Source organism: Streptomyces blastmyceticus (assembly GCF_039521185.1).
Classification (GTDB): Bacteria; Actinomycetota; Actinomycetes; order Streptomycetales; family Streptomycetaceae; genus Streptomyces; species Streptomyces blastmyceticus.
Map to the genome: position 1 here is coordinate 54173 of NZ_BAAABW010000002.1, position 22413 is coordinate 76585.

18 protein-coding genes are annotated in these 22413 nt (G+C 71.2%); 6 read left to right on the forward strand and 12 right to left on the reverse strand.

Features of this window, described 5'->3' with window-relative positions:
- Positions 1–302: 302 nt before the first annotated feature.
- Together ABD269_RS02325 and ABD269_RS02330 are read left to right on the forward strand one after the other, a co-directional pair.
- Positions 303–1181 (forward strand): esterase/lipase family protein, encoded by an 879-nt coding sequence (locus ABD269_RS02325; RefSeq protein ID WP_301892979.1) that lies wholly within the window; start codon positions 303–305, stop codon positions 1179–1181.
- A gap of 251 nt (positions 1182–1432) precedes the next feature.
- Positions 1433–2941, forward strand: coding sequence for a M23 family metallopeptidase (locus ABD269_RS02330; protein ID WP_344115514.1), 1509 nt, complete (start codon positions 1433–1435; stop codon positions 2939–2941).
- Positions 2942–3000: 59 nt separating this feature from the next.
- Here the strand turns inward: ABD269_RS02330 and pcrA are convergent, their stop codons facing one another.
- On the reverse strand, positions 3001–5457 hold the full coding sequence (pcrA, locus tag ABD269_RS02335; RefSeq protein WP_344115516.1) for a DNA helicase PcrA: 2457 nt from the start codon (positions 5455–5457) through the stop codon (positions 3001–3003).
- A 101-nt stretch (positions 5458–5558) separates the two neighbouring features.
- Positions 5559–5912 carry a hypothetical protein gene (locus ABD269_RS02340; RefSeq protein ID WP_344115518.1) on the reverse strand — a complete coding sequence of 118 codons (354 nt, stop codon included), beginning with the start codon at positions 5910–5912 and terminating at the stop codon, positions 5559–5561.
- A 356-nt stretch (positions 5913–6268) separates the two neighbouring features.
- On the opposite strand from ABD269_RS02340, the gene ABD269_RS02345 reads away from it, so the two are divergent.
- Entirely contained in the window at positions 6269–7330 is a 1062-nt protein-coding gene (locus ABD269_RS02345; protein WP_301892984.1) for a C40 family peptidase, read from the forward strand.
- A gap of 241 nt (positions 7331–7571) precedes the next feature.
- Here ABD269_RS02345 and ABD269_RS02350 read toward each other — a convergent pair whose 3' ends face one another.
- From ABD269_RS02350 to ABD269_RS02365, 4 genes are all read right to left on the reverse strand, one after another.
- Positions 7572–8687: an alpha/beta hydrolase gene (locus ABD269_RS02350; RefSeq protein ID WP_344115522.1), complete on the reverse strand. Its 1116-nt coding sequence runs from the start codon at positions 8685–8687 to the stop codon at positions 7572–7574.
- A 147-nt stretch (positions 8688–8834) separates the two neighbouring features.
- Positions 8835–9518: a LuxR C-terminal-related transcriptional regulator gene (locus tag ABD269_RS02355; RefSeq protein ID WP_116213465.1), complete on the reverse strand. Its 684-nt coding sequence runs from the start codon at positions 9516–9518 to the stop codon at positions 8835–8837.
- Positions 9515–10780 carry an ATP-binding protein gene (locus tag ABD269_RS02360; protein ID WP_301892988.1) on the reverse strand — a complete coding sequence of 422 codons (1266 nt, stop codon included), beginning with the start codon at positions 10778–10780 and terminating at the stop codon, positions 9515–9517. The genes ABD269_RS02355 and ABD269_RS02360 overlap by 4 nt, the downstream gene beginning before the upstream one ends.
- A 68-nt stretch (positions 10781–10848) precedes the next feature.
- Positions 10849–12453 carry a protein kinase domain-containing protein gene (locus tag ABD269_RS02365; RefSeq protein ID WP_425572818.1) on the reverse strand — a complete coding sequence of 535 codons (1605 nt, stop codon included), beginning with the start codon at positions 12451–12453 and terminating at the stop codon, positions 10849–10851.
- 238 nt (positions 12454–12691) lie between these two features.
- On the opposite strand from ABD269_RS02365, the gene ABD269_RS02370 reads away from it, so the two are divergent.
- Together ABD269_RS02370 and ABD269_RS02375 are read left to right on the forward strand one after the other, a co-directional pair.
- On the forward strand, positions 12692–14020 hold the full coding sequence (locus tag ABD269_RS02370; protein WP_344115527.1) for a PspC domain-containing protein: 1329 nt from the start codon (positions 12692–12694) through the stop codon (positions 14018–14020).
- On the forward strand, positions 14007–14246 hold the full coding sequence (locus ABD269_RS02375) for a hypothetical protein (protein ID WP_344115529.1): 240 nt from the start codon (positions 14007–14009) through the stop codon (positions 14244–14246). The genes ABD269_RS02370 and ABD269_RS02375 overlap by 14 nt, the downstream gene beginning before the upstream one ends.
- Positions 14247–14291: 45 nt before the next feature.
- On the opposite strand, the gene ABD269_RS02380 is transcribed toward ABD269_RS02375, so the two are convergent.
- From ABD269_RS02380 to guaA, 5 genes are all read right to left on the reverse strand, one after another.
- The gene (locus ABD269_RS02380; protein ID WP_344115531.1) at positions 14292–14822 is read right to left on the reverse strand and encodes a DoxX family protein; all 531 of its coding nucleotides are present in this window, start codon (positions 14820–14822) and stop codon (positions 14292–14294) included.
- A gap of 127 nt (positions 14823–14949) precedes the next feature.
- The gene (locus ABD269_RS02385; RefSeq protein WP_344115533.1) at positions 14950–15975 is read right to left on the reverse strand and encodes a L,D-transpeptidase; all 1026 of its coding nucleotides are present in this window, start codon (positions 15973–15975) and stop codon (positions 14950–14952) included.
- A 164-nt stretch (positions 15976–16139) separates the two neighbouring features.
- On the reverse strand, positions 16140–16928 hold the full coding sequence (locus ABD269_RS02390; protein WP_344115534.1) for a class II aldolase/adducin family protein: 789 nt from the start codon (positions 16926–16928) through the stop codon (positions 16140–16142).
- Between the two features lie 123 nt (positions 16929–17051).
- On the reverse strand, positions 17052–17672 hold the full coding sequence (locus tag ABD269_RS02395; protein ID WP_344115535.1) for a Uma2 family endonuclease: 621 nt from the start codon (positions 17670–17672) through the stop codon (positions 17052–17054).
- Between the two features lie 124 nt (positions 17673–17796).
- A complete protein-coding gene (guaA, locus tag ABD269_RS02400) occupies positions 17797–19401 on the reverse strand; it encodes a glutamine-hydrolyzing GMP synthase (RefSeq protein ID WP_344115537.1) in 1605 nt (534 codons plus the stop codon).
- A gap of 316 nt (positions 19402–19717) precedes the next feature.
- Between guaA and ABD269_RS02405 the strand changes: the two genes are divergently transcribed.
- Complete coding sequence (locus tag ABD269_RS02405; RefSeq protein ID WP_116213456.1) at positions 19718–20005, forward strand: chorismate mutase; 288 nt, start codon at positions 19718–19720, stop codon at positions 20003–20005.
- Positions 20006–20627: 622 nt separating this feature from the next.
- On the opposite strand, the gene ABD269_RS02410 is transcribed toward ABD269_RS02405, so the two are convergent.
- Entirely contained in the window at positions 20628–22397 is a 1770-nt protein-coding gene (locus ABD269_RS02410; RefSeq protein ID WP_344115541.1) for an FAD-dependent oxidoreductase, read from the reverse strand.
- Between the last annotated feature and the right edge of the window lie 16 nt (positions 22398–22413).

Below are 22413 nucleotides of genomic sequence, written 5' to 3' on the forward strand. Positions count from 1 at the left end.
AACGTTATCCCCAGCATCCCGCACGCGGCCGTTTCGCGGTGGAGAGGGAGGGGGAAATCACACGTGGGACAACACGTTCGCTACGCACCGCCCTCGCGCTTCCGTATCTCACGGGCCATGGAGCCTCTCGTGTCACCGGAGCGGCGGGACAGCGGGCGGTCGCGAGGGGAGCCGCGGCGAGCTCGCCGCACCACTGTGCCGACAGCCGCACGGCACAGCGGTGCGGCCGGCGGCGCACAGCTGCCCGTGAATGCGCACGGGGGGAGCAAGCCGCCTTCTGTGTGCCGTTCAGGAGGTCGGCCATGGTGGCCCTTCGCTTGCTCACCATCCTCTCCGCCCTGCTGCGCCCCTCGGCGCTGCTCGTCCGGTCCACGCTGCTGGAGCTGGCGATCCTCACCGGCCACGCGCTGCTCTACCCCACCGGCCTGGCCCAGGAGCGCCGCCCGCCGCCTCCGCCCCCACCACCCACAGGGCGCAACGACACGCCCGACGCCGAATCCGAATCGGGAACAAAAGGAAAAACAGAACAGGAAACAGAACAGGGGTCCCACCCGCCCGTGCTCCTCCTGCACGGTTTCATCGACAACCGTTCGGTTTTCGTCCTCCTCCGCCGCTCCCTCCGCAGGCACGGCTGGCAGCAGGTCGAGTCCCTGAACTACTCCCCGCTGACCTGCGACGCCCGGGCCGCGGCCGAGCTGCTGGCCCGGTACGTGGAGGAGCTCTGCGCGCGGACGGGCCGGGCGGAGGTCGACGTGGTGGGACACAGCCTGGGCGGGCTGATCGCGCGCTATTACGTCCAACGCCTGGGCGGCGACGCCCGGGTGAGGACCCTGGTCACCCTCGGCACGCCGCACGGCGGCACCCGCGTCGCGCCGTTGATGTCCGCGCATCCCCTTGTCCGGCAGATGCGCCCGGGGTCGGATGTCATAGCCGAACTCGCCGCCCCCGCCCCCGATTGCCGAACGCATTTCATCAGCTTCTGGAGCGACTTGGACCAAATAATGGTGCCGGTCGAGACGGCGCGCATCGACCACCCGGATCTGATCACCCGCAATGTCCGCGTGACCGGAGTCGGCCATCTCGCGCTGCCGGTGCACGGAGCGGTGGCGGCGGGCATCCGCCAGGCCCTGACCACGGAGGAAACCGCAGCTGACGCGTCCGGTGCGGCGTCGGTCGCCTGATCCCCGGCCACTCCCGTACGGCGCACGCATCCCCGTTCGTTCACCCTTGGGGGGCACAAACTCGAATCCGCCCGACAGAAAACCGAACAAGTATCGAACGTCAAATCGGTTTCCCGGGATTCAGTCCACCGAAAGGCGGCCAAATGCCCGCCCCAGGACCACCTGAAACGTGACGAAGATTGTCGCCATCCCGAACCGACGGGTACAGTCGCCGCTAATTCTCCTGCTCCCGAGGCGAAAGAGAAGTGGTGGTGAACGACCGTCACCCGTCGGCGGGCTCGAGCCCGGCCGGTCCCGCTCAGGACATCTCCTACGGGCACTACACGTCGTACGAGCAGCAGGCCACCCCGCACGGCTACCCCGGCTACGAGGGCCAGGACTCCGGCCAGTGGGACACCTCCGCCTGGGGCCACTCCCCCGACGCCTCCTGGGGCGGCAACACCTCCGGCTGGAGCCAGTTCGCCGACGGCGGCTGGGACCAGGGCGCCACCGGGCAGACCCAGACCTGGGAGTTCACCGGCTACGACACCGGGCAGACCGGCCAGTGGGACACCTCCGCGTGGGGCCACCAGGGCGGCGCCCCGGTCCCGGACACGGGCTCCTGGAACACGGCCGGCGCGTACGACACCTCCGGCTCCGGCTGGGGACACCTCGCCGACGGCGGCTGGGCCGACGGCACCTCCGTCCACGCCCAGAGCTGGGACACCACCGGACAGCACGCGACCGGGGCGGCCCCCGGCTGGGGACAGCAGCAGGCCGCCGCAGGCTGGGGCGATGTCAGCGAGCAGCAGACGCAGACCTGGGACGCCGGCGCGTACGCGGCCGTGGAAGAGCCCGAAGCGCAGCGCACCCCCACCCTCATGGTCGACCTCTCCGGCGCCGACCTGGGTCCCGTGCCCGGCGCCCCGTCCGTCGCCGACGCCGAGACCCGGACCATGCCGGTGATCGAGCCGCCGGAGCCCGGGGACGAGCAGGACGCGCCGCTGGGACCGGGCATCCCGGCGCAGAGCCGCAGCCGTCGCAAGGGCGCCCCCTCCCGGACCAACTACCGGCCGCGCCGCAAGGCCCTGTTGACGGTCGCCGTGCCGTCGGTCGCGGTCATGGGCGTCGCGGGCATCGCCGCCGCCTCCGTCTCCGGCGGCAAGAGCGACTCCAAACAGACCCAGGCGGCCGCCGCTCCGGACGCCGCGGCCGTGCCCTCGATCGCCAACAGCAAGCTGGACACCCAGCTCGCCGGGCTCAGCCGGGGCGCCGACGACTTCGCCACCCGCGCCACCCGAACCCAGGAACGCCTCGACCTCAAGGCGCGCCAGGAGGAGGAGAAGAAGCGCAAGGCGGAGGAGGCGGCGCGCAAGGAGGCCGAGCGCCCCAAGTTCGCGCTCCCCGTCAACCAGCACGGGCTGAGCGCGTACTTCGGACAGGCCGGCGTCAACTGGATGTCCGTGCACACCGGCATCGACTTCCCCGTCAGCTACGGCACGCCGGTCATGGCCGCGACCGACGGCACGGTCCGTACGCAGTACAACGTCGCCTACGGCAACATGGCCATAGTGACGTCGCCCGACGGCACCGAGACCTGGTACTGCCACCTCAGCAGCACCAAGCTCCGATCCGGCCAGGTCAAGGCCGGTGACGTCATCGCCTACTCCGGCAACTCCGGCAACTCCACCGGCCCGCACCTCCACTTCGAGGTCCGCCCGGGCGGCTCGGCGGTCGACCCCCTGCCGTGGCTGCGGGCGCACGACCTGGATCCGACCTAGGCGTACGCACCGTGCTTGTTCCGGCTGAGCTCAGCCGGAACAAGCGCGCCTCGTCAGGGCTAGAGCTTTTCCACCGGCGCGTACCGCAGCAGCAACCGCTTCGGCTTCTCCGCGCCGAAGTCGACCGTCGCCTCCGCGTTGTCACCGCTGCCCTTGACGCCGACGACCGTGCCCAGGCCGAACGAGTCGTGCGTGACCCGGTCGCCGATGGCGAGCGCCACCACCTGCCGGTCCTTCGCACGCCGCGTGGCGAAGCCGCTCGGGCCCGCCTTCTTGCCGCCGCCGGTGCGCGACGACGAGAAGCCGGACGTGAGCCCCGAGACCGCGCCCATCGACGCGGACGGCGTCGCGGGACCGGTGCGGCGCCACTGGAGATACTGCTCGGGGATCTCCTCGAGGAACCGCGACGGCGGGTTGTACGCGGGCTGACCCCAGGCGCTGCGCATGCTCGCCCGGGTCAGATACAGCCGCTCGCGCGCCCGGGTGATGCCCACATAGGCGAGCCGCCGCTCCTCCTCCAGCTCCTTCGTCTGGCCGAGGGCGCGCATGTGCGGGAACACGCCGTCCTCCATGCCGGTGAGGAAGACGACGGGGAACTCCAGGCCCTTCGCGGTGTGCAGGGTCATCAGCGTGATGACGCCGGTGCCTTCAGTGTCTTCGTCCGGGATCTGGTCGGAGTCCGCGACGAGCGCGACCTTCTCCAGGAACTCCGCGAGCGTGCCCTGGTCCTCGCCCTCCCGCTCCTGCTCGAACTCCAGGGCGACGGCCGCCAGTTCCTGGAGGTTCTCGATGCGGGTCTCGTCCTGCGGGTCGGTGGACGCCTGGAGCTCGGCGAGATAGCCCGTGCGCTCCAGCACCGCTTCCAGGACGGTCGCGGGCCCCGCCCCCGACTCGACGACGGTGCGCAGCTCCTCCATCAGGACGTTGAAGCGGTTGACCGCGTTGGCCGAGCGCGCGGCCATGCCGTACGCCTCGTCCACGCGCCGCAGCGCCTGCGCGAAGCTGATCTTCTCGCGCAGCGACAGCGCGTCGATCATCGCCTCCGCGCGCTCGCCGATGCCGCGCTTGGGGACGTTGAGGATGCGCCGCAGCGGCACGGTGTCCTCGGGGTTGGCGAGCACGCGCAGATACGCGAGCACGTCGCGGACCTCCTTGCGCTCGTAGAAGCGCACTCCGCCGACGACCTTGTAGGGCAGGCCGACGCGGATGAAGATCTCTTCGAAGACACGCGACTGGGCGTTGGTGCGGTAGAAGATCGCGACGTCGCCGGCCTTGGCGTCGCCCGCGTCGGTCAGCCGGTCGATCTCGTCGGCGACGAACTGGGCCTCGTCGTGCTCGGTGTCGGCCACATAGCCGGTGATGGATGCGCCCGCCCCGGCCTCGGTCCACAGGTTCTTCGGGCGGCGGTTCTGGTTCCGCTCGATCACGGCGTTGGCGGCGCTGAGGATCGTCTGGGTGGAGCGGTAGTTCTGCTCCAGCAGGATCGTGGTGGCGTCCGGGTAGTCCTCCTCGAACTGGAGGATGTTCCGGATCGTCGCGCCGCGGAAGGCGTAGATCGACTGGTCGGCGTCACCGACGACGCAGAGCTCGGCGACGCCGTCCTCGGGGGCGTTGTCGGGGGTGCCGACGAGCTCGCGCACGAGGGTGTACTGCGCGTGGTTGGTGTCCTGGTACTCGTCGACCAGCACATGCCGGAAGCGGCGGCGGTAGTGGTCGGCCACATCCGGGAAGGCCTGGAGCAGGTGGACCGTGGTCATGATGATGTCGTCGAAGTCGAGCGCGTTGGCCTCGCGCAGCCGCGACTGGTACATCACGTACGCCTGGGCCAGCGTCTTCTCGAAACCGTCGGCCGCCTGCGCCGCGAAGTCCTCCTCGTCGATCAGCTCGTTCTTGAGGTTGGAGATCTTCGCGCTGAACGACTTCGGCGGGAACTTCTTCGGGTCGAGGTCGAGGTCCCGGCAGACGAGCGCCATCAGCCGCTTGGAGTCGGCGGCGTCGTAGATCGAGAAGGAGGACGTGAAGCCCAGCTTCTTGCTCTCGCGGCGCAGGATGCGCACGCACGCGCTGTGGAAGGTCATCACCCACATCGCGTTGGCGCGCGGGCCGACGAGCTCCTCGACGCGCTCCTTCATCTCGCCCGCGGCCTTGTTGGTGAAGGTGATCGCGAGGATCTGGCCGGGGTGGACGTGGCGGGCGCCCAGCAGGTGCGCGATGCGGTGGGTGAGCACCCGCGTCTTGCCGGACCCGGCGCCCGCGACGATCAGCAGCGGCGAGCCCGTGTGCACCACGGCGGCGCGCTGCTGGTCGTTCATCCCCTCCAGCAGGGCGGCGGGGTCGACGGCGGGCCGCGCCGCGCCGTCGCGGTAATACGCCTCCCGGGGCACGGGTGCGTCGAAAGCGCCCCCGAAGAGGTCGTGCGGCACCGGCTCCGGGGCCGCGTCCTCCGGGGGCGGCGGGGGCTCCTCGCCGCTGGGGCCGAGATCCGCCAGGAAGCTGTCGTCAAAGAGGCTGCTCATCGCCTCCCGAGTCTAGGCCGCCCCACTGACAGCCGGTCCCACTTCCCCGGGCACCCGCGGAATCGGCCATGATCCGCGCCGGGCCCGGGGACCGCCGGGACCTACGTCCAGAGCAGCGCGATGAAGATGTTGGCCACGGTCAGCGCGCCGACGGTGCCGAAGGCGGCCGCCTCGACCTTCTCGTCGTCCCGCTTCACATAGACCAGCCCGAGGATCACGATCAGGAACGCCAGCTTCACGCCGATCTTGAAGGTGTCCAGGGTGTAGCCCTGGGCCTGGTTCAGGCCGACCAGCGCCATGCCGGTGACCAGCATCGTCAGGGCCCCGTACAGCATCGCCGGGACCATGCGCGCCTCGCCCTTGCCCATGGCCTTCATCTGGGTCATGAAGCCGCCGAGCAGGGCGGCGATGCCGATGATGTGGAGGCCGACGACGGCGTGAATGAGTACGTCCATGAGGACCGACCCTAGCCGGGGCCATAGCACCCCTCGACGGCGAGGTAGGGCTCAATCGTCACTTCGATCACGCACGGCATATATCCATCCGTACCGACGCGTTCCGCTCGATCAACGGCAGTCGCACCATGGCCGATTCCAGCCAGTAGCGGTCATGTGCGTTCTCGGGCGTGACCCCTCGGTTTAGCGTCCTGCCCCAGACGGCGGCGGTCCGCGCTCTCCCCCCTCCTGGCGGGCCGCCGCCGTCTGGGCCGCACGGCCGCGACAAGCCGTACGGCAGGACAGGGACAAGTCAGCACCACCAGCGCGAACCGCACCACGGGCACCAGCCGGTGTGGAAGGAAGTGACGGCCGACGTGGCATCGCACCGAAAGCCCAAGCAGCATCCGCTCGCCAGCAACACCGTGCGGACCGCGGCCACACTGGCCCTGGCGGGCGCCGCCACCGCCACCCTGCTCGACGGCACCGGCCATGCCGCCCCCCGCCTGACCACCGCCCAGCTGCGGGACCGGGTCGACCTGTTCTACCAGCAGGCCGAGGTCGCCACCGAGCGCTACAACGGCGCGAAGGAGAAGGCGACCGCCGCGGAGACCGCCCTCGACGGCCTGCAGGACGAGGCGGCGCGCAAGACCCAGCGGCTCAACGCCGCCCGGGACGCGCTGGGCTCCGTGGCCACCGCGCAGTACCGCGACGGCAGCGTCCCGACGAGCATGCGGCTCCTGCTGTCGTCCACACCGGGCCAGTACCTGGACCGGGCGTCCCTGGCCGACCAGGCGGGCAGCCGCGAGGCCGTCGCGGTCGACCGCTTCCGGCACGAGCTGCGGGACGTCCAGCAGGTGCGGACCACCGCCGACACCCGGCTCGCCGAGCTCAGGCGCCAGCAGTCCTCGATCGCGCGCGACAAGCACACCATCGAGGCGAAGCTCAACGAGGCCCGGCAGCTGCTGGACCGGATGCCCGCCCCGGCCCGTACGGCCGTCGAGCAGGGCGACATCACCTCAGCCCCCGCGCACGCCGTCGCCGCCGTCGTCCCCACCGCGGCACAGGCCGTCCACACCGCTTCCGCCACGGGGCGCGCCGCCAAGGCCGTGGCCTTCGCCTACGCGGCGCTCGGCAAGCCGTACGTCTGGGGGGCCACCGGGCCGTCGGCGTTCGACTGCTCCGGGCTGACGCAGGCCGCGTGGCAGGCGGCGGGGGTGTCACTGCCGCGCACGACCTACACCCAGATCAACTCCGGCCGGCGGATCGCCCGGGGCCAGTTGGCCCCCGGGGACCTGGTGTTCTTCTACTCCGGCGTCAGCCACGTCGGCATCTACGTGGGCAACGGCCAGATGATCCACGCCCCGCACCCGGGCGCTCCGGTGCGGCTGGCTCCGGTCGACGAAATGCCGTTCGCCGGGGCGGCGCGGCCGGCTTGAGGGTGAGCGTTTGCTGCCGGGTGCGGGTTCGTTGCCGCCTGCGGCGGGAGCTCCCTGCGGGAGCGCCCTCAAGCGCCGGACGGGCTGGATGTGCTGGCTACGGTCCGTGAAATTCAGCCCGTCCGGCGCTTGAGGACAAGCGGCGCAGCCGCTTCGGGGGTCCGGGGGTATCCCCCGGTTTCGGGAAGGGGCGGGGTGGGGAAAAAGCCCGCCGCAGGCGCAAGCAACCCGCACCCACCGCCTAGTGCTTGACCTGCTTCGTCAGCCACCTGAAGACGTCCGGGACCTGGTGTTCCCAGACCACCGTGCCGTGGCCGCCCGCGCCCGCCGGGACCTTCACCACGTCCACCGTCGTCGGCGCCTTCGCAGCCTGCTTGATCGCGATCCCGCCCTGGTAGCCGTCGCCCTCCGCGCCGGAGATGAACAGGGCCACCCGCGGCGGCGTCTTGGCCCGCTGGAGCATCTTCCAGGGGTTGTTCTCGTCACGCAGCTCGGGCGTCTTGGCAGTCAGGGAAGCCGGCTCGCCCGAGGGGTCGTTGTAGCCGGACAGGCTGACACCGGCGCGGTAGCGGTCGGGGTGGGCGATGGCCAGCTTCGCGGCGCAGTGCGCGCCCGCCGAGTAGCCCGCGACGGCCCAGCCGTCCGGCTTGTCCTCCGCGCGGAAGTTGTCGACGACCATCTTGCGGACGTCGACGCTCAGCCAGGTGTCGGCGTTGACCTTGCCGGGGATGTTGGCGCAGCCGGTGTCCACGTCGCCGAGGAGGGTGGTGCGGGGCGCCACGATGATGAAGGGCGCGACCTCGCCCTTCTCCATCATCGGCTTGAGCTGCGTATTGACCTCAAGGGACCCGAACCACGCCTTCGCCGACCCGGGGAAGCCCGGCAGCACCTCCACGACGGGGAACTTCTTGTCCTGGTACGCGGGGTCGTCGTACTGCGGCGGCAGCCAGACGTAGACCTCACCCTCCACGCCCGATATGTGGCCCTTCAGCTGGGTCTCCTGGACCCCGGCGCCCATGCGCTTGTCCGACGCGGGCGTGAACTTCTGGAGCACCTTCGGCTCGTCCTTCACCGACTTGCCGCCGGTGCCGTCGGGGCCGAGGTCGGCCGCGACCCGGACGTGGTTGCCGGTGCCGAGGAGGTCGGCCCAGTTGTCGAAGAGCCCGTTGGCGTTGTTGACGATCGCAAACACCAGGGTGATCGCGGTCGCCTGCGCGAACAGCAGCATGAAGAACCGGGTGACGTGCCGTACGGCCTTGGGGCCGCCGACCTTGCCCCACAGGGTCAGCGGCAGGGCGAGGGCCACCACGACCAGCACGATCGTGGTGAGGAGGAAGGGCGTCCCCGTCAGGCTCATCGGGCTCTCGTTTCGGATCGAAGGGCCCGTCCGGGGCCTCGGCCCTGCGGGAGTGAGAGCCTCTCGTCCGTTCTAGATGGCCTGGGGGCCGCGCAGGTTCCCGTCGGGTCCGGCCGCCGGACGGAGCGGCCGGGCCCGAAGGACACCTCAGACCAGCCGGCGGGCGGTCGCCCAGCGGGTCAGCTCGTGGCGGTTGGACAGCTGGAGCTTGCGCAGCACCGCCGACACATGGGACTCCACCGTCTTCACCGAGATGAAGAGCTGCTTGGCGATCTCCTTGTACGCGTAGCCGCGCGCGATCAAGCGCAGCACCTCGCGCTCGCGCTGGGTGAGGCGGTCGAGGTCCTCGTCGACCGGCGGGGCGTCGGTGGAGGCGAAGGCGTCGAGGACGAAGCCCGCGAGCCGCGGGGAGAACACGGCGTCGCCGTCCTTGACCCGGAAGACGGCGTCGACCAGGTCGGTGCCGGTGATGGTCTTGGTGACATAGCCGCGCGCGCCGCCGCGGATGACCCCGATGACGTCCTCGGCGGCGTCCGAGACGGACAGCGCGAGGAAGCGCACCGGGTTCTCCGGGTCGGCCATCAGGGGAGCGCTGCGGCGCAGCACCTCGACGCCGCCGCCACCGGGGAGGTGGACGTCCAGGAGGACGACCTCGGGGCGGGTCGCGGTGATGACCGTGATCGCCTGGTCGACGTCCGCGGCCTCCCCGACGACCTCGACGCCCGTGCGGTCGGTTGCCCCGATCTCCGCCTGCACCCCGGTCCGGAACATCCGGTGGTCGTCCACCAGGACCACCCGCACGTGGCGCTCCGCCGTCTCTTCGGTCGTCATGACGCCCTCTCCATTTCCAGCTCCACTTCGGTTCCCCCACCGGGCACGGAGCGCAGTCTCGCCGTGCCGCCGTTGCGCTGCATCCTGCCGATGATGGATTCGCGGACGCCCATCCGGTCGTCCGGCACCGCGTCCACGTCGAAGCCCGGGCCGCGGTCGCGCACGGAGACAAAGACCGTACGCCCCTCGACCTCGGCGTAGACCTGGACGGCGCCGCCCTCGCCACCGTACTTGGCGGCGTTGACCATGGCTTCACGGGCGGCCTGCATCTGCGCGGCCAGCCGCTCGTCCAGGGGGCAGTCGCCGACCACGACGACCTCGATGGGCACGCCGTGGTGGTCCTCGACCTCGGCGGCGGCGGCCTTGACCGCGTCGGCGAGGGTGGTGGGCTCCTCGGCCTCGTCCTTGCCGCGGCCCTCCGGCCTGTAGAGCCAGGCGCGCAGCTCGCGCTCCTGCGCCCGGGCGAGGCGGGCGACCTCACGGGGGTCCTCGGCGTTCCGCTGGATCAGGGTGAGGGTGTGCAGGACGGAGTCGTGGACGTGGGCGGCGACCTCGGCCCGCTCCTGCGCCCGAATGCGCATGGTGCGCTCGGCGGAGAGGTCCTGGGTCATGCGGACGACCGAGGGGCCCGCCAGCAGCGCTATGCCGACGAGGACGGCCAGCGACGCCTGGAGGACCGTGCCCAGGTGCTCGGCCGAGCCCTGGAGGACGACGATGCCGGTGACGCCGACGCCGGCAAGCACGACGCCCGCCGCGCCGCGCGCCAGCGGCAGGACGCGCTTGCGGCGGCTGACCTCCATCCAGTGCGCGCGCCGGGCGTTGTCGGCCTGCCGCCATACGAGGGCGACGCCCGCGCCGACCAGCAGCAGCGGCCAGATGTAGGCGTTGGCGCGGCCGAGGTGAAGGTTGTCGACGAAGATGGCGGCGCCGATGACGAGCGCGATCAGCGCGAAGACCTGTCCCCGGTCGGGCTTGCGGGCGAAAAGGCGCCGCCGCCCGTCGGGGTAGGTCTCCACGGGCGCCGGGCGGGGCGCGTCGACGCCGCCGACACCGAGCGGCACGACGAACCAGAAGACGGCATAGAGCACCGCGCCCATGCCCTGGGCGAGCAGCAGCGCCAGGAACACTATGCGCACCCACGACACGGGCACCCCCAGGTGCCCGGCGAGGCCGCGCGCCACGCCGCCGAGCATCCGCCCCTCGGCGCTGCGGTAGAGCTTGCGCAGGGGTCGGTCGTCGGTGTGGGGGGTGGCGGTGGTCATGGTCCGATCGTCACACGCGGGGGCGGCAGGGGGCATCAGGGTCGACCCTGACAAGACCCGGGGTCGGACTACCGCCTGGGTCTGAAGCCCTCGCTCACCGCGTCGAAGACCGGCAGGTGGCGGTCCCATTCGGCCGCCGGGGCCGAGAGGTAGATGGCGTACTCCTTGCCGCCCTCCCGCCCGAATCCGAGGTCGATCGCGCGGTAGTCGCGCGCCCGGCCCTTGAACGTGAACTCCCAGACCGCCGCTGGCTCGTCGCGGAAGAGCGTGCGCTGCATGCGCTTGAGCCTGTAGCCGCTGAGCTCCGTCTTGAGCTGGCCCTCGACGTCCTTCCAGTGCTGGAGGTGGTCGGGTCCCGCGAAGTCGAGCACGTTGACCTTGAGGTCGACCCGGCCAGTGGGGTCGATGTAGTCGACCTCCACCGCCGACTTCTCCTGCCGGGTCCAGCCGTTGGGGACGGGGAAGGACACGCCGAGCTTCTTCTCCTCCACCAGGCGGTAGCCGGGTGGCACGGGAGCCGGTGAGAAGGGCGCGGAGGGGCTCGGGGGCGCCGACGGCCGGGGCCCGCCGGACGCGGCCTCCTTGCCGGGCTCCTTCTGGGCGACGGTCTCCTCGGAGGACCCGCCACCGTCCTGGAGCGCGAAGTACAGGCCGCCCGCGATCCCCGCGGCCGCGACCACGGCCACCGCGCTCCACAGGAGCGCGCGCCCCTTGCGGGCCCCGCTGCCGCCGTCCGTGGGCGGGGCGACGGGGGCGGGCTCCGTCCTGACCTCCGTCGCCGCCTCGCTCGCGGCGCGTCGGCCGCCGTGCGCGGCACCGGCGCCGTCGGTGCGCACCTGCGTGTCCGTACGGGTCCCGGGCGTCCGCTCCTCCTCGCGGGCGGGCGAAGCCGCCTCCGACACCGTCGGGTGCGCCGCCGTCTCCGACTCGGCGGCGGGCTCGCGCAGGATCTGCTCGGCCAGCTCGGCCGGGGGCCGGATCGCCGGGTCCTTGGCCAGCAGCGCCTCGATCAGCCTGGTGAGCGGTCCCGCGTGGCGCGGCGGCGGCAGCGGGTCCATGGCGATGGCGTAGGCCGTCTCGACGGCGGTGTCCTTGCGGAACGGCGGGCGGCCCTCCAGCGCCTGGTACAGCGTGGCGCCCAGCGCCCACAGGTCTGAGGCCGGACCGGGCTTGGCGCCCTTGACCCGCTCGGGCGCGATGTAGTCGATCGAACCGACCATCTCGCCGGTCTTGGTGAGCGTCGAGGTGCCGGTGGAGTGCGCGATGCCGAAGTCGGTCAGCACGACCCGCCCGTCGTCGCCGAGCAGGACGTTGCCGGGCTTGACGTCGCGGTGCAGCACCCCGGCCGCGTGGGCCGCGCGCAGGGCGGCGATCATGCCGCGGCCGATCCGGGCGGCCTCGTCCGGGGTGATCGTGCCGTCCTTGAGGACGTCGCCGAGCGTCGTCGACGGCACGTACTCCATGACGATGCAGGGCAGGCCCCGGTCCTCGACCACGTCGTGGACGACGACCACATTGGGGTGGTTGATCCGGGCGGCGCTGCGGGCCTCGCGCCGGGTGCGCTCGTAGAGCGTGGCGAGCTCGTCCTCGTCCAGATAGGGCGAGACGTGCAGCTGTTTGAGGGCGACCTGACGGTCCAGCAGCGAGTCCTCGGCGCGCCAGACGGTGCCCATGCCGCCCCGGCCTATCCGCTCGAGCAGCCGGTAGCGGCCGGCGACCAGCCGGCCGCGGTCCGACCCCGGCCCCGCCGCCGCGGGCTCGGACACTGACTCAGACACCGTGCACCCCTCCGGTTCCCCCGTAAGTGTTCGATGCGCCACGATATCGGGCACCGTCTCAGGGGTGATCTCAGGGAACGGCCAGGGTTGTGAGGTGTGCCGAAAGCGCGTTCCGGTTGACACCATGTTCTGTATGACCGACACACCCACCACCGAGGACGCGCAGCAGGCGGGCGCGGTTCACGGCTTCTCGCCGGATGTCCGGCCACCGCTGCGGCGCAGCCGTGAGCACAAGGTGGTCGCGGGCGTGTGCGGCGGTCTCGGCCGCTGCTTCGACCTCGACCCCGTCATCTTCCGGGTGGTGCTGGGCGTGCTCGCGGCCACGGGCGGCCTGGGCCTGATCGTCTACGGCTTCGCCTGGCTGCTGATCCCTCTGGAGGGCGACGAGGAGAACGAGGGCAAGCGGCTGCTGTCCGGGCGGGTCGAGGGCCCGGCCCTGACCGCCGTGCTGTGCGCGCTGGTGGGCTGCGGCCTGTTCCTCTCCATGCTCAACAACAGCGCGGTGATGTCGTTCTCGCTGATGCTGACGCTCGCCATGGCCGGGGCGGCCTACTGGTCGATCCACCGCCACCGGCCGGAGGCCGCCGAGGAGACGGCCGCCACCGACCAGAAACCGCATCAGAAGGCCCAGAAGCCGCAGAAGACCGTGGAGGCCCCTCCGGAGACCAAGGCGCCGCCCGCCCCGGGCACCCCGTCGTGGTGGCGCGACCCGATCGTCAAGGACGGCACCACCGGCCCCATGGGCGCGGAGACCGGCTATCTGTGGGGCCCGGACGACGGTCCGTACGACAAGGAGACCGCCAAGCGCACCCGGTCCCGCCCGGTCCGCCGCCCCCGCCCGCTCGGCGGCTGGACGTTCCTGCTTGCCTGCCTCCTCTTCGCGCTCGGCACCGGCCTGTCCTGGCACCACCAGCCGCTGGGCACCAGCCTGGAGATCGGCCTGGCCTGCGCTCTGGGGGTCTACGGCCTCGGCATCGCGATCAGCTCGCTGTACGGGCGCACGGGCGGCGGCACGGTCGTCATGGCCGTACTGACGGCGGCGCTGCTGGCGGGCGCGGCCGCGCTGCCCAAGTCGGTCACCACCGAATGGAGGCGGTCGACCTGGCACCCGGCGAGCGCGAGCGCCGTGCAGGGCACCTACAAGGTGGGCAGTGGCGTGGGCGTGCTCGATCTGACGGGACTTCAGTGGCCGAAGGACACCCCGGTCCGTACGGCCGCCGAGGTCGGCGCGGGGCAGCTCAGGCTGGTGGTCCCGGAGGACGTGACGACGAAGCTGACCGTCGACGTGGGCGTCGGTGACATCCGGATGCCCGGCGAGGGCCGCGACGACGTCGACATCAGGCCGGGCCAGAAGCAGCATCTGACATTGGAGCCACGCGTCGGGCAGTCCTCGCGCGGCACCTTGGAGATCCGGTTGAAGGTCGGCATCGGCCAGGTGGAGGTGGACCGTGCGGCGGCATGAATTCGAGCCGGGCAAGCTCGTCGTCGGACTGGTGCTGCTGGGCGGCTGCTTCGCCTATCTCGCCATGGCCCACGGCACCTGGCGCTTCCCCTCCTACGCCGTGCTGCCCGCCCTGGGCATCGGCTTCTGCGTGGCCGGGCTGGTCTCCTCCCTCGCCTTCGCGGTGCGCCGGCACCGGACCCGCGGCGGCGACGCGGCCGAGCCCGTGGACCGGGCCCTGCGCTGAGGCCGCCGGGGCGACAGAGCCTGCGGCCTCCCGCGCGGTGGTGGGTCAGCCGAAGAGCCTGCCCCGCCGCGCATGGCCCCGGCGGCCGCGGGACCATATCGCGTCCAGCGACAGATACGGCGCGCCCGCGAGTATCAGGGGCAGCCAGGCCATCAGATAGGCGAGGTCGTTGCCGTAGTAGTAGGGCGTGGAGGACCAGCTCACCGTCAGCCACAGGCTCAGCGAGATCAGGGCACCGCCCGCCGCCGCGACGCGGGCGAGCACGCCGAAGAGGGTGCCTATGCCCACCGCCAGCTCCCCCAGGGCTATGGCGTAGCCGAAGCCGACCGGGCTCTTGAGCGCGAGGTCGACCAGGGCCGGGACCGCGCTGGTGTCCCGCACCGAGCGCAGCAGCTCGCCGAGGGAGCCGGGCCCGCCGCTCGCGAGGAAGGCGGAGTCGGTGAGCTTGTCGAGCCCGGCGTAGATGAAGGTGACGCCGAGGAAGATCCTCAGCGGCAGCAGGGCGTACCGGGACAGGGCGGGCCGCCGGCCGCCCGCGCCGCCGCCCACCGCCTCCCCGCGACCCAGGAGTGTCATACCGTCCGCCGCCTCTCCGTCTCTGTCGTCATCCGACCATACGTACGGGAGGCGGTGCGTGTTCAGCCCTGTGGACAACCCGCCTGTGGACAACCCATCGGCTTCACTCACAAGGCTGGCGGATTTCTCAGCCCGTGCGGACGCCCAGCGCGCTGCCGTCCAGCCACTCCTGCCAGCTGAGGTTCCAGTCGCCGTAGCCGTTGCCGAAGTTGTCCATCGGCTTCGGCTTCGAACTGCCGGTGACCTGGACGACGTCGCCCTTGAGGCTCAGCCCGTACAGCCACTTGGCGTCGTCGGTGGACATGCCGATGCAGCCGTGGCTGACGTTCTCCTTGCCGAAGGACTCGGCGTTGTCGGGGGCCGCGTGCACGTACTCGCCGCTGATCGTCTCGCGCATGCTGAAGTCGTACGAGCCGTAGAACCCGTCCGGGTGGTTGCGCGGGATGCCGATGGACAGCGAGTCCATGACGACCCGGCCCTCCTTGGCGAGGATGGTCTTGACGCCGTCGCGGGTCTGGAAGTTCTTCGACTCGTCGCCGCCGCTGATGGGGATGGAGCGCAGCGTCTTACCGTTGCGCACGACGGTCATCCTGTGGGCCTTGAGGTCCACGGTGTTGATCATCGAGTCGCCGACGGTGAAGGAGACCGTGCGGTCACCGCCGCCCGCGGCCGTGCCGTCGGCGAGCTGGACGCCCGCGAGGCGCGCGTCGAGCGTGACCTTGGTCCCGGCGGGCCAGTACTTCTCGGGGCGGAAGTGGACGCGGGTGTCGCCCTTCGTCTCGTTCCAGTGCCAGGCACCGGGGACGTTCGGCGAGGTGGAGACCTTCAGCCGGCCCTCGATGCCCGCGCGCAGCTCCTTCGGGACCTTCTGCTGCTTGAAGACCAGGGCGATGGGCTGGCCGACGCCGACCTTCTCGCCGTTGGCAGGGGCTATCTCGGGCCGTACGACCTTGGCCGCGTTGGTCAGCGTCCGGGCGGGCGGAGCGGGCTTCTCCGTGACGGGCGTGGCGGAAGGGGCCGGCGAGGACGGTGCCGCCGAGGAGGACTTCGCGGCGGGCCGCTCCTCGGCCTCTGCGCCACCACCGCAGCCGGTGACGGCCAGGCCCGCCAGGGCCAGGGCGGCGGACAGCCCGACGGAACGGGAGAGGCGCATGGTTCTCCAACCGGTTCATTGCTTCCAGGCATGGCGGAGCCGAGGCGGCTGCGCCCCGGCTCCCGACCATCGTAAGCAGGGCGAATACCCCGAAAAGGCGCCCGGAAGAACGAGCGACCCCCGCCTGTCGGAGGGGGTCAGGCCGCCGGCCGCCGGCGCCGCCCTCAGCCCAGCAGCTCCGGCTCGCTCCGTGTGATCTGCTGGTAGAGCGGCTGGTAGTTGATCCACGCCGCCAGGTCGCTGCCCAGCCTCTCCCGCGTCTCCTCGGCGTGCGCGGCATCGATGTGCACCGGCTTCCCCGCGGCCTTGGCCAGGAGCTGCACCTGGCACGAGCGCTCCATGGTGATGAACCACCAGGCCGCCGCGTCCACGGAGTCCCCGACCGTGAGCAGCCCGTGGTTGCGCAGGATGACGGCCTTGTGCGGCCCCAGGGCGGTCGCGATGCGGCGCCCTTCCTCCAGGTCCACGACGACTCCCGTGTAGTCGTCGAAGAGGGCGTGGTCCTGGTAGAAGGGGCAGACGTCCTGCGTGATCGGCTCCAGCAGCTCCCTGAGGGCGGACAGCGCGCGCCCGTACGTGGAGTGGCTGTGCGCCGCGGCCACGACGTCGGGGCGGGCCCGGTGGATCTGCGAATGGATCGCGAACGCCGCCTCGTTGACGTGGTGACGCCCCTCCACGACCTGCCCGTCGTGGTTGACCATGATCAGGTCGCTGACGGTGATGTGCTTGAAGGACATCCCGAAGGGGTTCACCCAGAAGCAGTCCGTGAACTCCGGGTCCCGCGCCGTGATATGCCCCGCGACACCCTCCTCGAAGCCGAACCGCCCGAAGAGCCGCAGCGCCGCGGCCAGCCGCTCCTTGCGGTGCCGCCGCTCGTCCTCGACGTTCTCGTGCTGGGGCGGCAGCGCGAACCGGAGCTGATCCGCGGGTACGGGCTCGGGCCTTGGCGACATGAGCTTCTCCTTACGATGCGCACGCGGTTCCGTACGCCACGGAAGCTACCTCCGGGTACGCGAGGAGAACAGGGTCCTGGCGCCTCGGGATCACACCCGCCGTGTGCGCCAGGCCGCCGTCGGCTACAGCTGATCGATCTCCGACAGGTCGATATCGATGTCGAAGGGAACGGTGAGCTTGAGGTGGTCGTGGTAAATGCCGGTGGCGATATAGGACTTCGTCGCCGGATCGAGCTCGTACACGTAGACCACGGGCCGGTCCTCCTCGCCCACCATCTCGACACGCCAAAAATGCCGGATGCCGGCTTGGGCGTACTTGCGCGGCTTGGTATCCCGGTCACGGGCCTCCGAATCCGGGGAGACCACCTCTACAGCCAGCACGACATCCTTCACGTCGTAGCGGGTCTGGCGGCGACCGGTGACAGCCTCTGCCCGCACGACGGACAGATCGGGCTCGGGAGCATTATGGCTATTGATCACCACAGCCATCTCCCGCTTGACCCGTAGGCTGTCGGGCACCGTCTGGCGCACCCCCCTCTCCAGCAAGAAGAGTGTCAGCGCATGGAAATCCCGCTGAGGACTCACGAAGACCAGACTCCCGTCGATCAGCTCAGTGTGCGGCGGGAGGTCGGGCAGGCTGAACAGATGGTCCACGGTCCAGCCACCGGGCGGCGGAATCGGCCACCGCGGTTTGGTCGGCTGCGCAGGCCCGGGCAGCGATTCGGGCAGCGGTTCAGCGGTCATGAGTCCTCCCATAAACGGGATTCTGGGCCGTACGGTCAGCGTACCCACCCCAAATGACAATGCCGCCGCCCAAACGAATGAGCGACGGCACTGGCGTTTGACCTCAAGAGGTCTCAGGGGAGGACTACTCCCACTCGATGGTCCCCGGCGGCTTGCTGGTGATGTCGAGGACGACGCGGTTGACGTCGTCGACCTCGTTGGTGATGCGGGTGGAGATCTTGCCCAGGACGTCGTACGGCAGGCGCGACCAGTCGGCCGTCATGGCGTCCTCGGAGGAGACCGGGCGCAGCACGATCGGGTGGCCGTAGGTGCGGCCGTCGCCCTGGACGCCGACGCTGCGGACGTCCGCGAGCAGGACGACCGGGCACTGCCAGATCTCGCGGTCGAGACCGGCGGCGGTCAGCTCCTCGCGGGCGATGGCGTCGGCCTCGCGGAGCAGGTCCAGGCGCTCCTTGGTGACCTCGCCGACGATGCGGATGCCGAGGCCCGGGCCGGGGAAGGGCTGGCGCTGGACGATCTCGTCCGGCAGGCCGAGCTCGGAGCCGACCATGCGGACCTCGTCCTTGAAGAGCTGGCGGAGCGGCTCGACGAGCTCGAACTCCAGGTCCTCGGGGAGGCCGCCCACGTTGTGGTGGGACTTGATGTTGGCGGTGCCGGTGCCGCCACCGGACTCGACCACGTCGGGGTAGAGCGTGCCCTGGACGAGGAACGCGACGTCCTCGCCCTCGGCGCCCGCCTCGGCCACGATCTCGGCCTGGGCCTGCTCGAAGACGCGGATGAACTCCCGGCCGATGATCTTGCGCTTGGCCTCCGGCTCGGAGACGCCGGCGAGGGCGGTCAGGAAGCGCTCCTGCGCGTCGACGACCTTCAGCTGGACGCCGGTCGCGGCGACGAAGTCCTTCTCGACCTGCTCGGTCTCGCCCTTGCGCATCAGGCCGTGGTCGACGTAGACGCAGGTGAGCTGGTCGCCGATGGCCTTCTGGACGAGGGCGGCGGCGACGGCGGAGTCCACGCCGCCGGACAGGCCGCAGATGGCGCGCTTGGTGCCGACCTGGGCGCGGATCGCGGCGACCTGCTCCTCGATGACGTTGCCGGTGGTCCAGCTGGGCTCGATCCCGGCGCCGCGGTAGAGGAAGTGCTCCAGCACCTGCTGGCCGTGCGTGGAGTGCATGACCTCGGGGTGGTACTGGACGCCGTAGAGCTTCTTCTCGTCGTTCTCGAAGGCGGCGACGGGCACGACGTCCGTGGACGCGGTGACCGTGAAGCCCTCGGGGGCGGCCGAGCAGGCGTCGCCGTGCGACATCCACACCGACTGCTCGACCGGGGTGCCCTCGAAGAGCGTCGAGCCCGGCTTGGTCACGGTCAGGGGCGTACGGCCGTACTCACGCGCGCCGGAGTTGTCGACCGTGCCGCCGAGGGTGGTGGCCATCAGCTGGAAGCCGTAGCACATGCCGAAGACCGGGACGCCGGCCTCGAAGAGGCCGCGGGCGTCGTCGAGGCGGGGGGCGCCCTCCTCGTAGACGGACGACGGGCCGCCGGAGAGGATGATCGCCTTCGGGTTCTTCGCGAGCATCTCCGCCACCGGCATGGTGGACGGGACGATCTCGCTGTAGACCCGCGCCTCGCGGACTCGACGGGCGATGAGCTGGGCATACTGCGCACCGAAGTCGACAACGAGCACCGGTTCCGCGGTGTTGTCGTGGGCGGCGGCGGGGGGTGCTGCTGACACGGGAGCGGCCTTCCGGCGGTCGGTGAGGGGGTCTCTATTTGTCGATTCTACCGGGGCGCGGATGCTTGCTTTTGTCTCACCATCCGAATCCGCGTTGGCCCCGGGGCCTCTCCCGGGCCATACTGTCCGCCATGCGCAAGCACCTGACCTACGTCTTTACCTATGGCAACCGGCCCGTCCGGCTGCCATGGTCGTGCTGCTTGAGCCACTGACAAGCGACTTCGACAGGCGCCCCGGGCCGACAAGGCCCGGGGCGCCTGTCGTTTTCCCGGACCTTGTCGCTCCGGGGGGCCGCGCCCCTTTTGGAGGAACACACATGAGCACCCAGACCGTCGCGGAGACCGGAGCCCGTACCGACGAGGCCGCGGGCGTCATCACCGACGCGCGCGGGCGGATCGACGACCTGGACGGCCGGATCATCGGGCTCGTGCAGGAGCGGATGGCCGTCTCGGCGGTGATCCAGCGCGAGCGCATCGCCTCCGGCGGACGGCGCGTGAACCTGGCGCGCGAGATGGAGATCCTCACCCACTACAGCGATCAGCTGGGCAAGCCGGGCACGACGCTGGCCATGACGCTGCTGGAGCTGTGCAGGGGGCGCGTCTGAGCCGGTGGTCCGCTCCCGCACCACCCCCTCGTCACTCGTACGACGCGTGACCGCGCCCTGATGCCTTCGTTGGACCCGGTGTCGCGCCAGCCAGGAGCGGCCCACCAGATCCACATGTGGCTTCCGTCCCTGTTCACCTGGGCGCCCGGCAACGACAGGGCGGATCCACCGGAATGCGAGACGTACGCGTACGTACGTCGTGGGACCGCCTTCCGGTGGCACGGCGACCGGTCAGCAGGGGACAGCAGCCCGGCCGCCACTCGAAGGACGGTCGGTTCCGGGGACGCCTGGAACCGACCGTATCCGGTCGAAACGGTTGCGCTCGGCCCGGCGCATCCCGCACGATGCCAAGGGACACCAAAGCCCCGGTTCCGTACCGCCATTGGTTCGACCACTGCTTCGACCACCGCGGCGCACGGACCGCCGCCGAGGCGCACTCAGGACCCGCAGCAAGCGACGCACCACCCCGAAGCCCGCGGCGCTCCCCCCGGCGCCGCTCCGCGGCACCGACCGCCCTGCCCCTCGGTGCCGGCAGTCAAGGGCCCCGTGGCCGCCCGCACGCCCCCGCGGAGGCGGCCCGGGGCCCTTCGCCGTGCGCGCGCGGCCGCTGACCCGCTCCCGGCTAAGGCAGCCGCAGCGCCGCGAACGCCCCCTCCGGGACCGCCGGGTGCCGTGGGCGCACCACCGGCACGCGCGCGTACGCGGTGCCCTGCGCGGGGCGCGTGTCGGGGTCGCCCTTGTTGGGCCAGAAGGACATCGCGCGTTCCGCCTGGGCCGTGATCGTCAGGGACGGGTTGACGCCGAGGTTCGCCGAGACCGCTGCGCCGTCGACGACCGAGATCCCCGGGTGTCCGTACAGCCGGTGGTACGGGTCGATGACGCCCTGCGAGGCGTCCGCGCCGATCGGGCAGCCGCCCAGGAAGTGCGCGGTGAGCGGGGTGCCCATCAGCTCGCCGACGTTGCTGCCGGCGAAGCCGTTGATCTCCCGCGCGATCAGCGTCGCGGCCTGCGCCGCCTCGGGGATCTGCGTCGGGTTGGGCGCGCCGTGCCCCTGCCGCGCGGTGAGCAGTCCCTTGCCGAGGCCCTTCTCCTTCCGGTACGTCGTCAGGGAGTTGTCCAGCGACTGCATGACGAGCCCGATGATCGTGCGCTCGGACCAGCGGTGGTTGGACAGCGACCGCAGCAGCTGCACCGGGTGCCGCGCGCAGTGCGCCGCGAAGGCGACGGCCCGCGGCGCGCGCGTGCCCACCGGCACCTGGAGGATCGAAAGCGCGCCCATCGCGTTGGAGCCCTTGCCGTAACGGACTGGCTCGATATGCGTGTTGGCGTTCGGGTGGATCGACGACGTGATCGCGACGCCCCGGGTGAAGTCGACCTCCGGCACGCCGTGGGCCGCGCGGTAGCGGCGGTCGTCGGTCTGGGCGCCGACCAGCGCCTCGGAGTTCGTACGGGTCAGCCGCCCGAGCCCGTCCGGGATGCGGGGCAGCAGCCCCTTGTCCTTCATGGTGTGCAGCAGCGTCTGCGTGCCGTACGTGCCCGCCGCGATCACCACCCGTTCCGCGCGCAGCGCCCGGGGGCGGGCCTTGCGGCGCTTGTCGGTGGGGAGGGTGACGACGCGGTAGCCGCCGTCCCGGTGTTCCGTGACGGCGACGACCGTCGTCATCGGGTGGATGACCGCCCCGGCCCGTTCGGCGAGGTGGAGGTAGTTCTCGTTGAGGGTGTTCTTCGCGCCGCGCCGGCAGCCGGTCATGCACTCGCCGCACTCGACACACGCCTTGCGCGCCGGTCCCGCGCCCCCGAAGTACGGGTCGGCGGCCTCCTCGCCGGGCCGCGCCCGGGCCGCGCCGTCGGCGTCCTGCCCGTCCCCGAAGAACACGCCCACCGGCGCGCGGTGGAAGGTGTCCCCCACGCCCATCTTCTCGGCCGCCGCCCGCAGATGGACGTCCGAGGGGGTCATGGTCGGGTTGAGCCGTACGCCCAGCATGCGCTGCGCCTGTGCGTAGTACGGCTTCAGCTCCTCCTGCCAGTCGGTGATGCCGGCCCACTGCGGGTCGTCGAAGAACGCCTTCGGCGGGACGTACAGCGTGTTGGCGTAGTTGAGCGATCCGCCGCCGACGCCTGCGCCCGCCAGGACCATCACATGGCCGAGCAGATGGATGCGCTGGATGCCGTAGAGCCCGAGGGCGGGCGCCCACAGGTAGTTGCGCAGGTCCCAGGAGTTCCTGGGCAGGGTGTCGCGCGTGAAGCGGCGGCCCGCCTCCAGCACGCCCACCCGGTAGCCCTTCTCGGTCAGGCGCAGGGCGGACACCGCGCCGCCGAAGCCCGAGCCGACGACGATCACGTCGTAGTCGTAGCCGCCCTCGCGGTCCTTTTCGTGAGCAGACGCCGGCACCAAATACCTCCGTGAG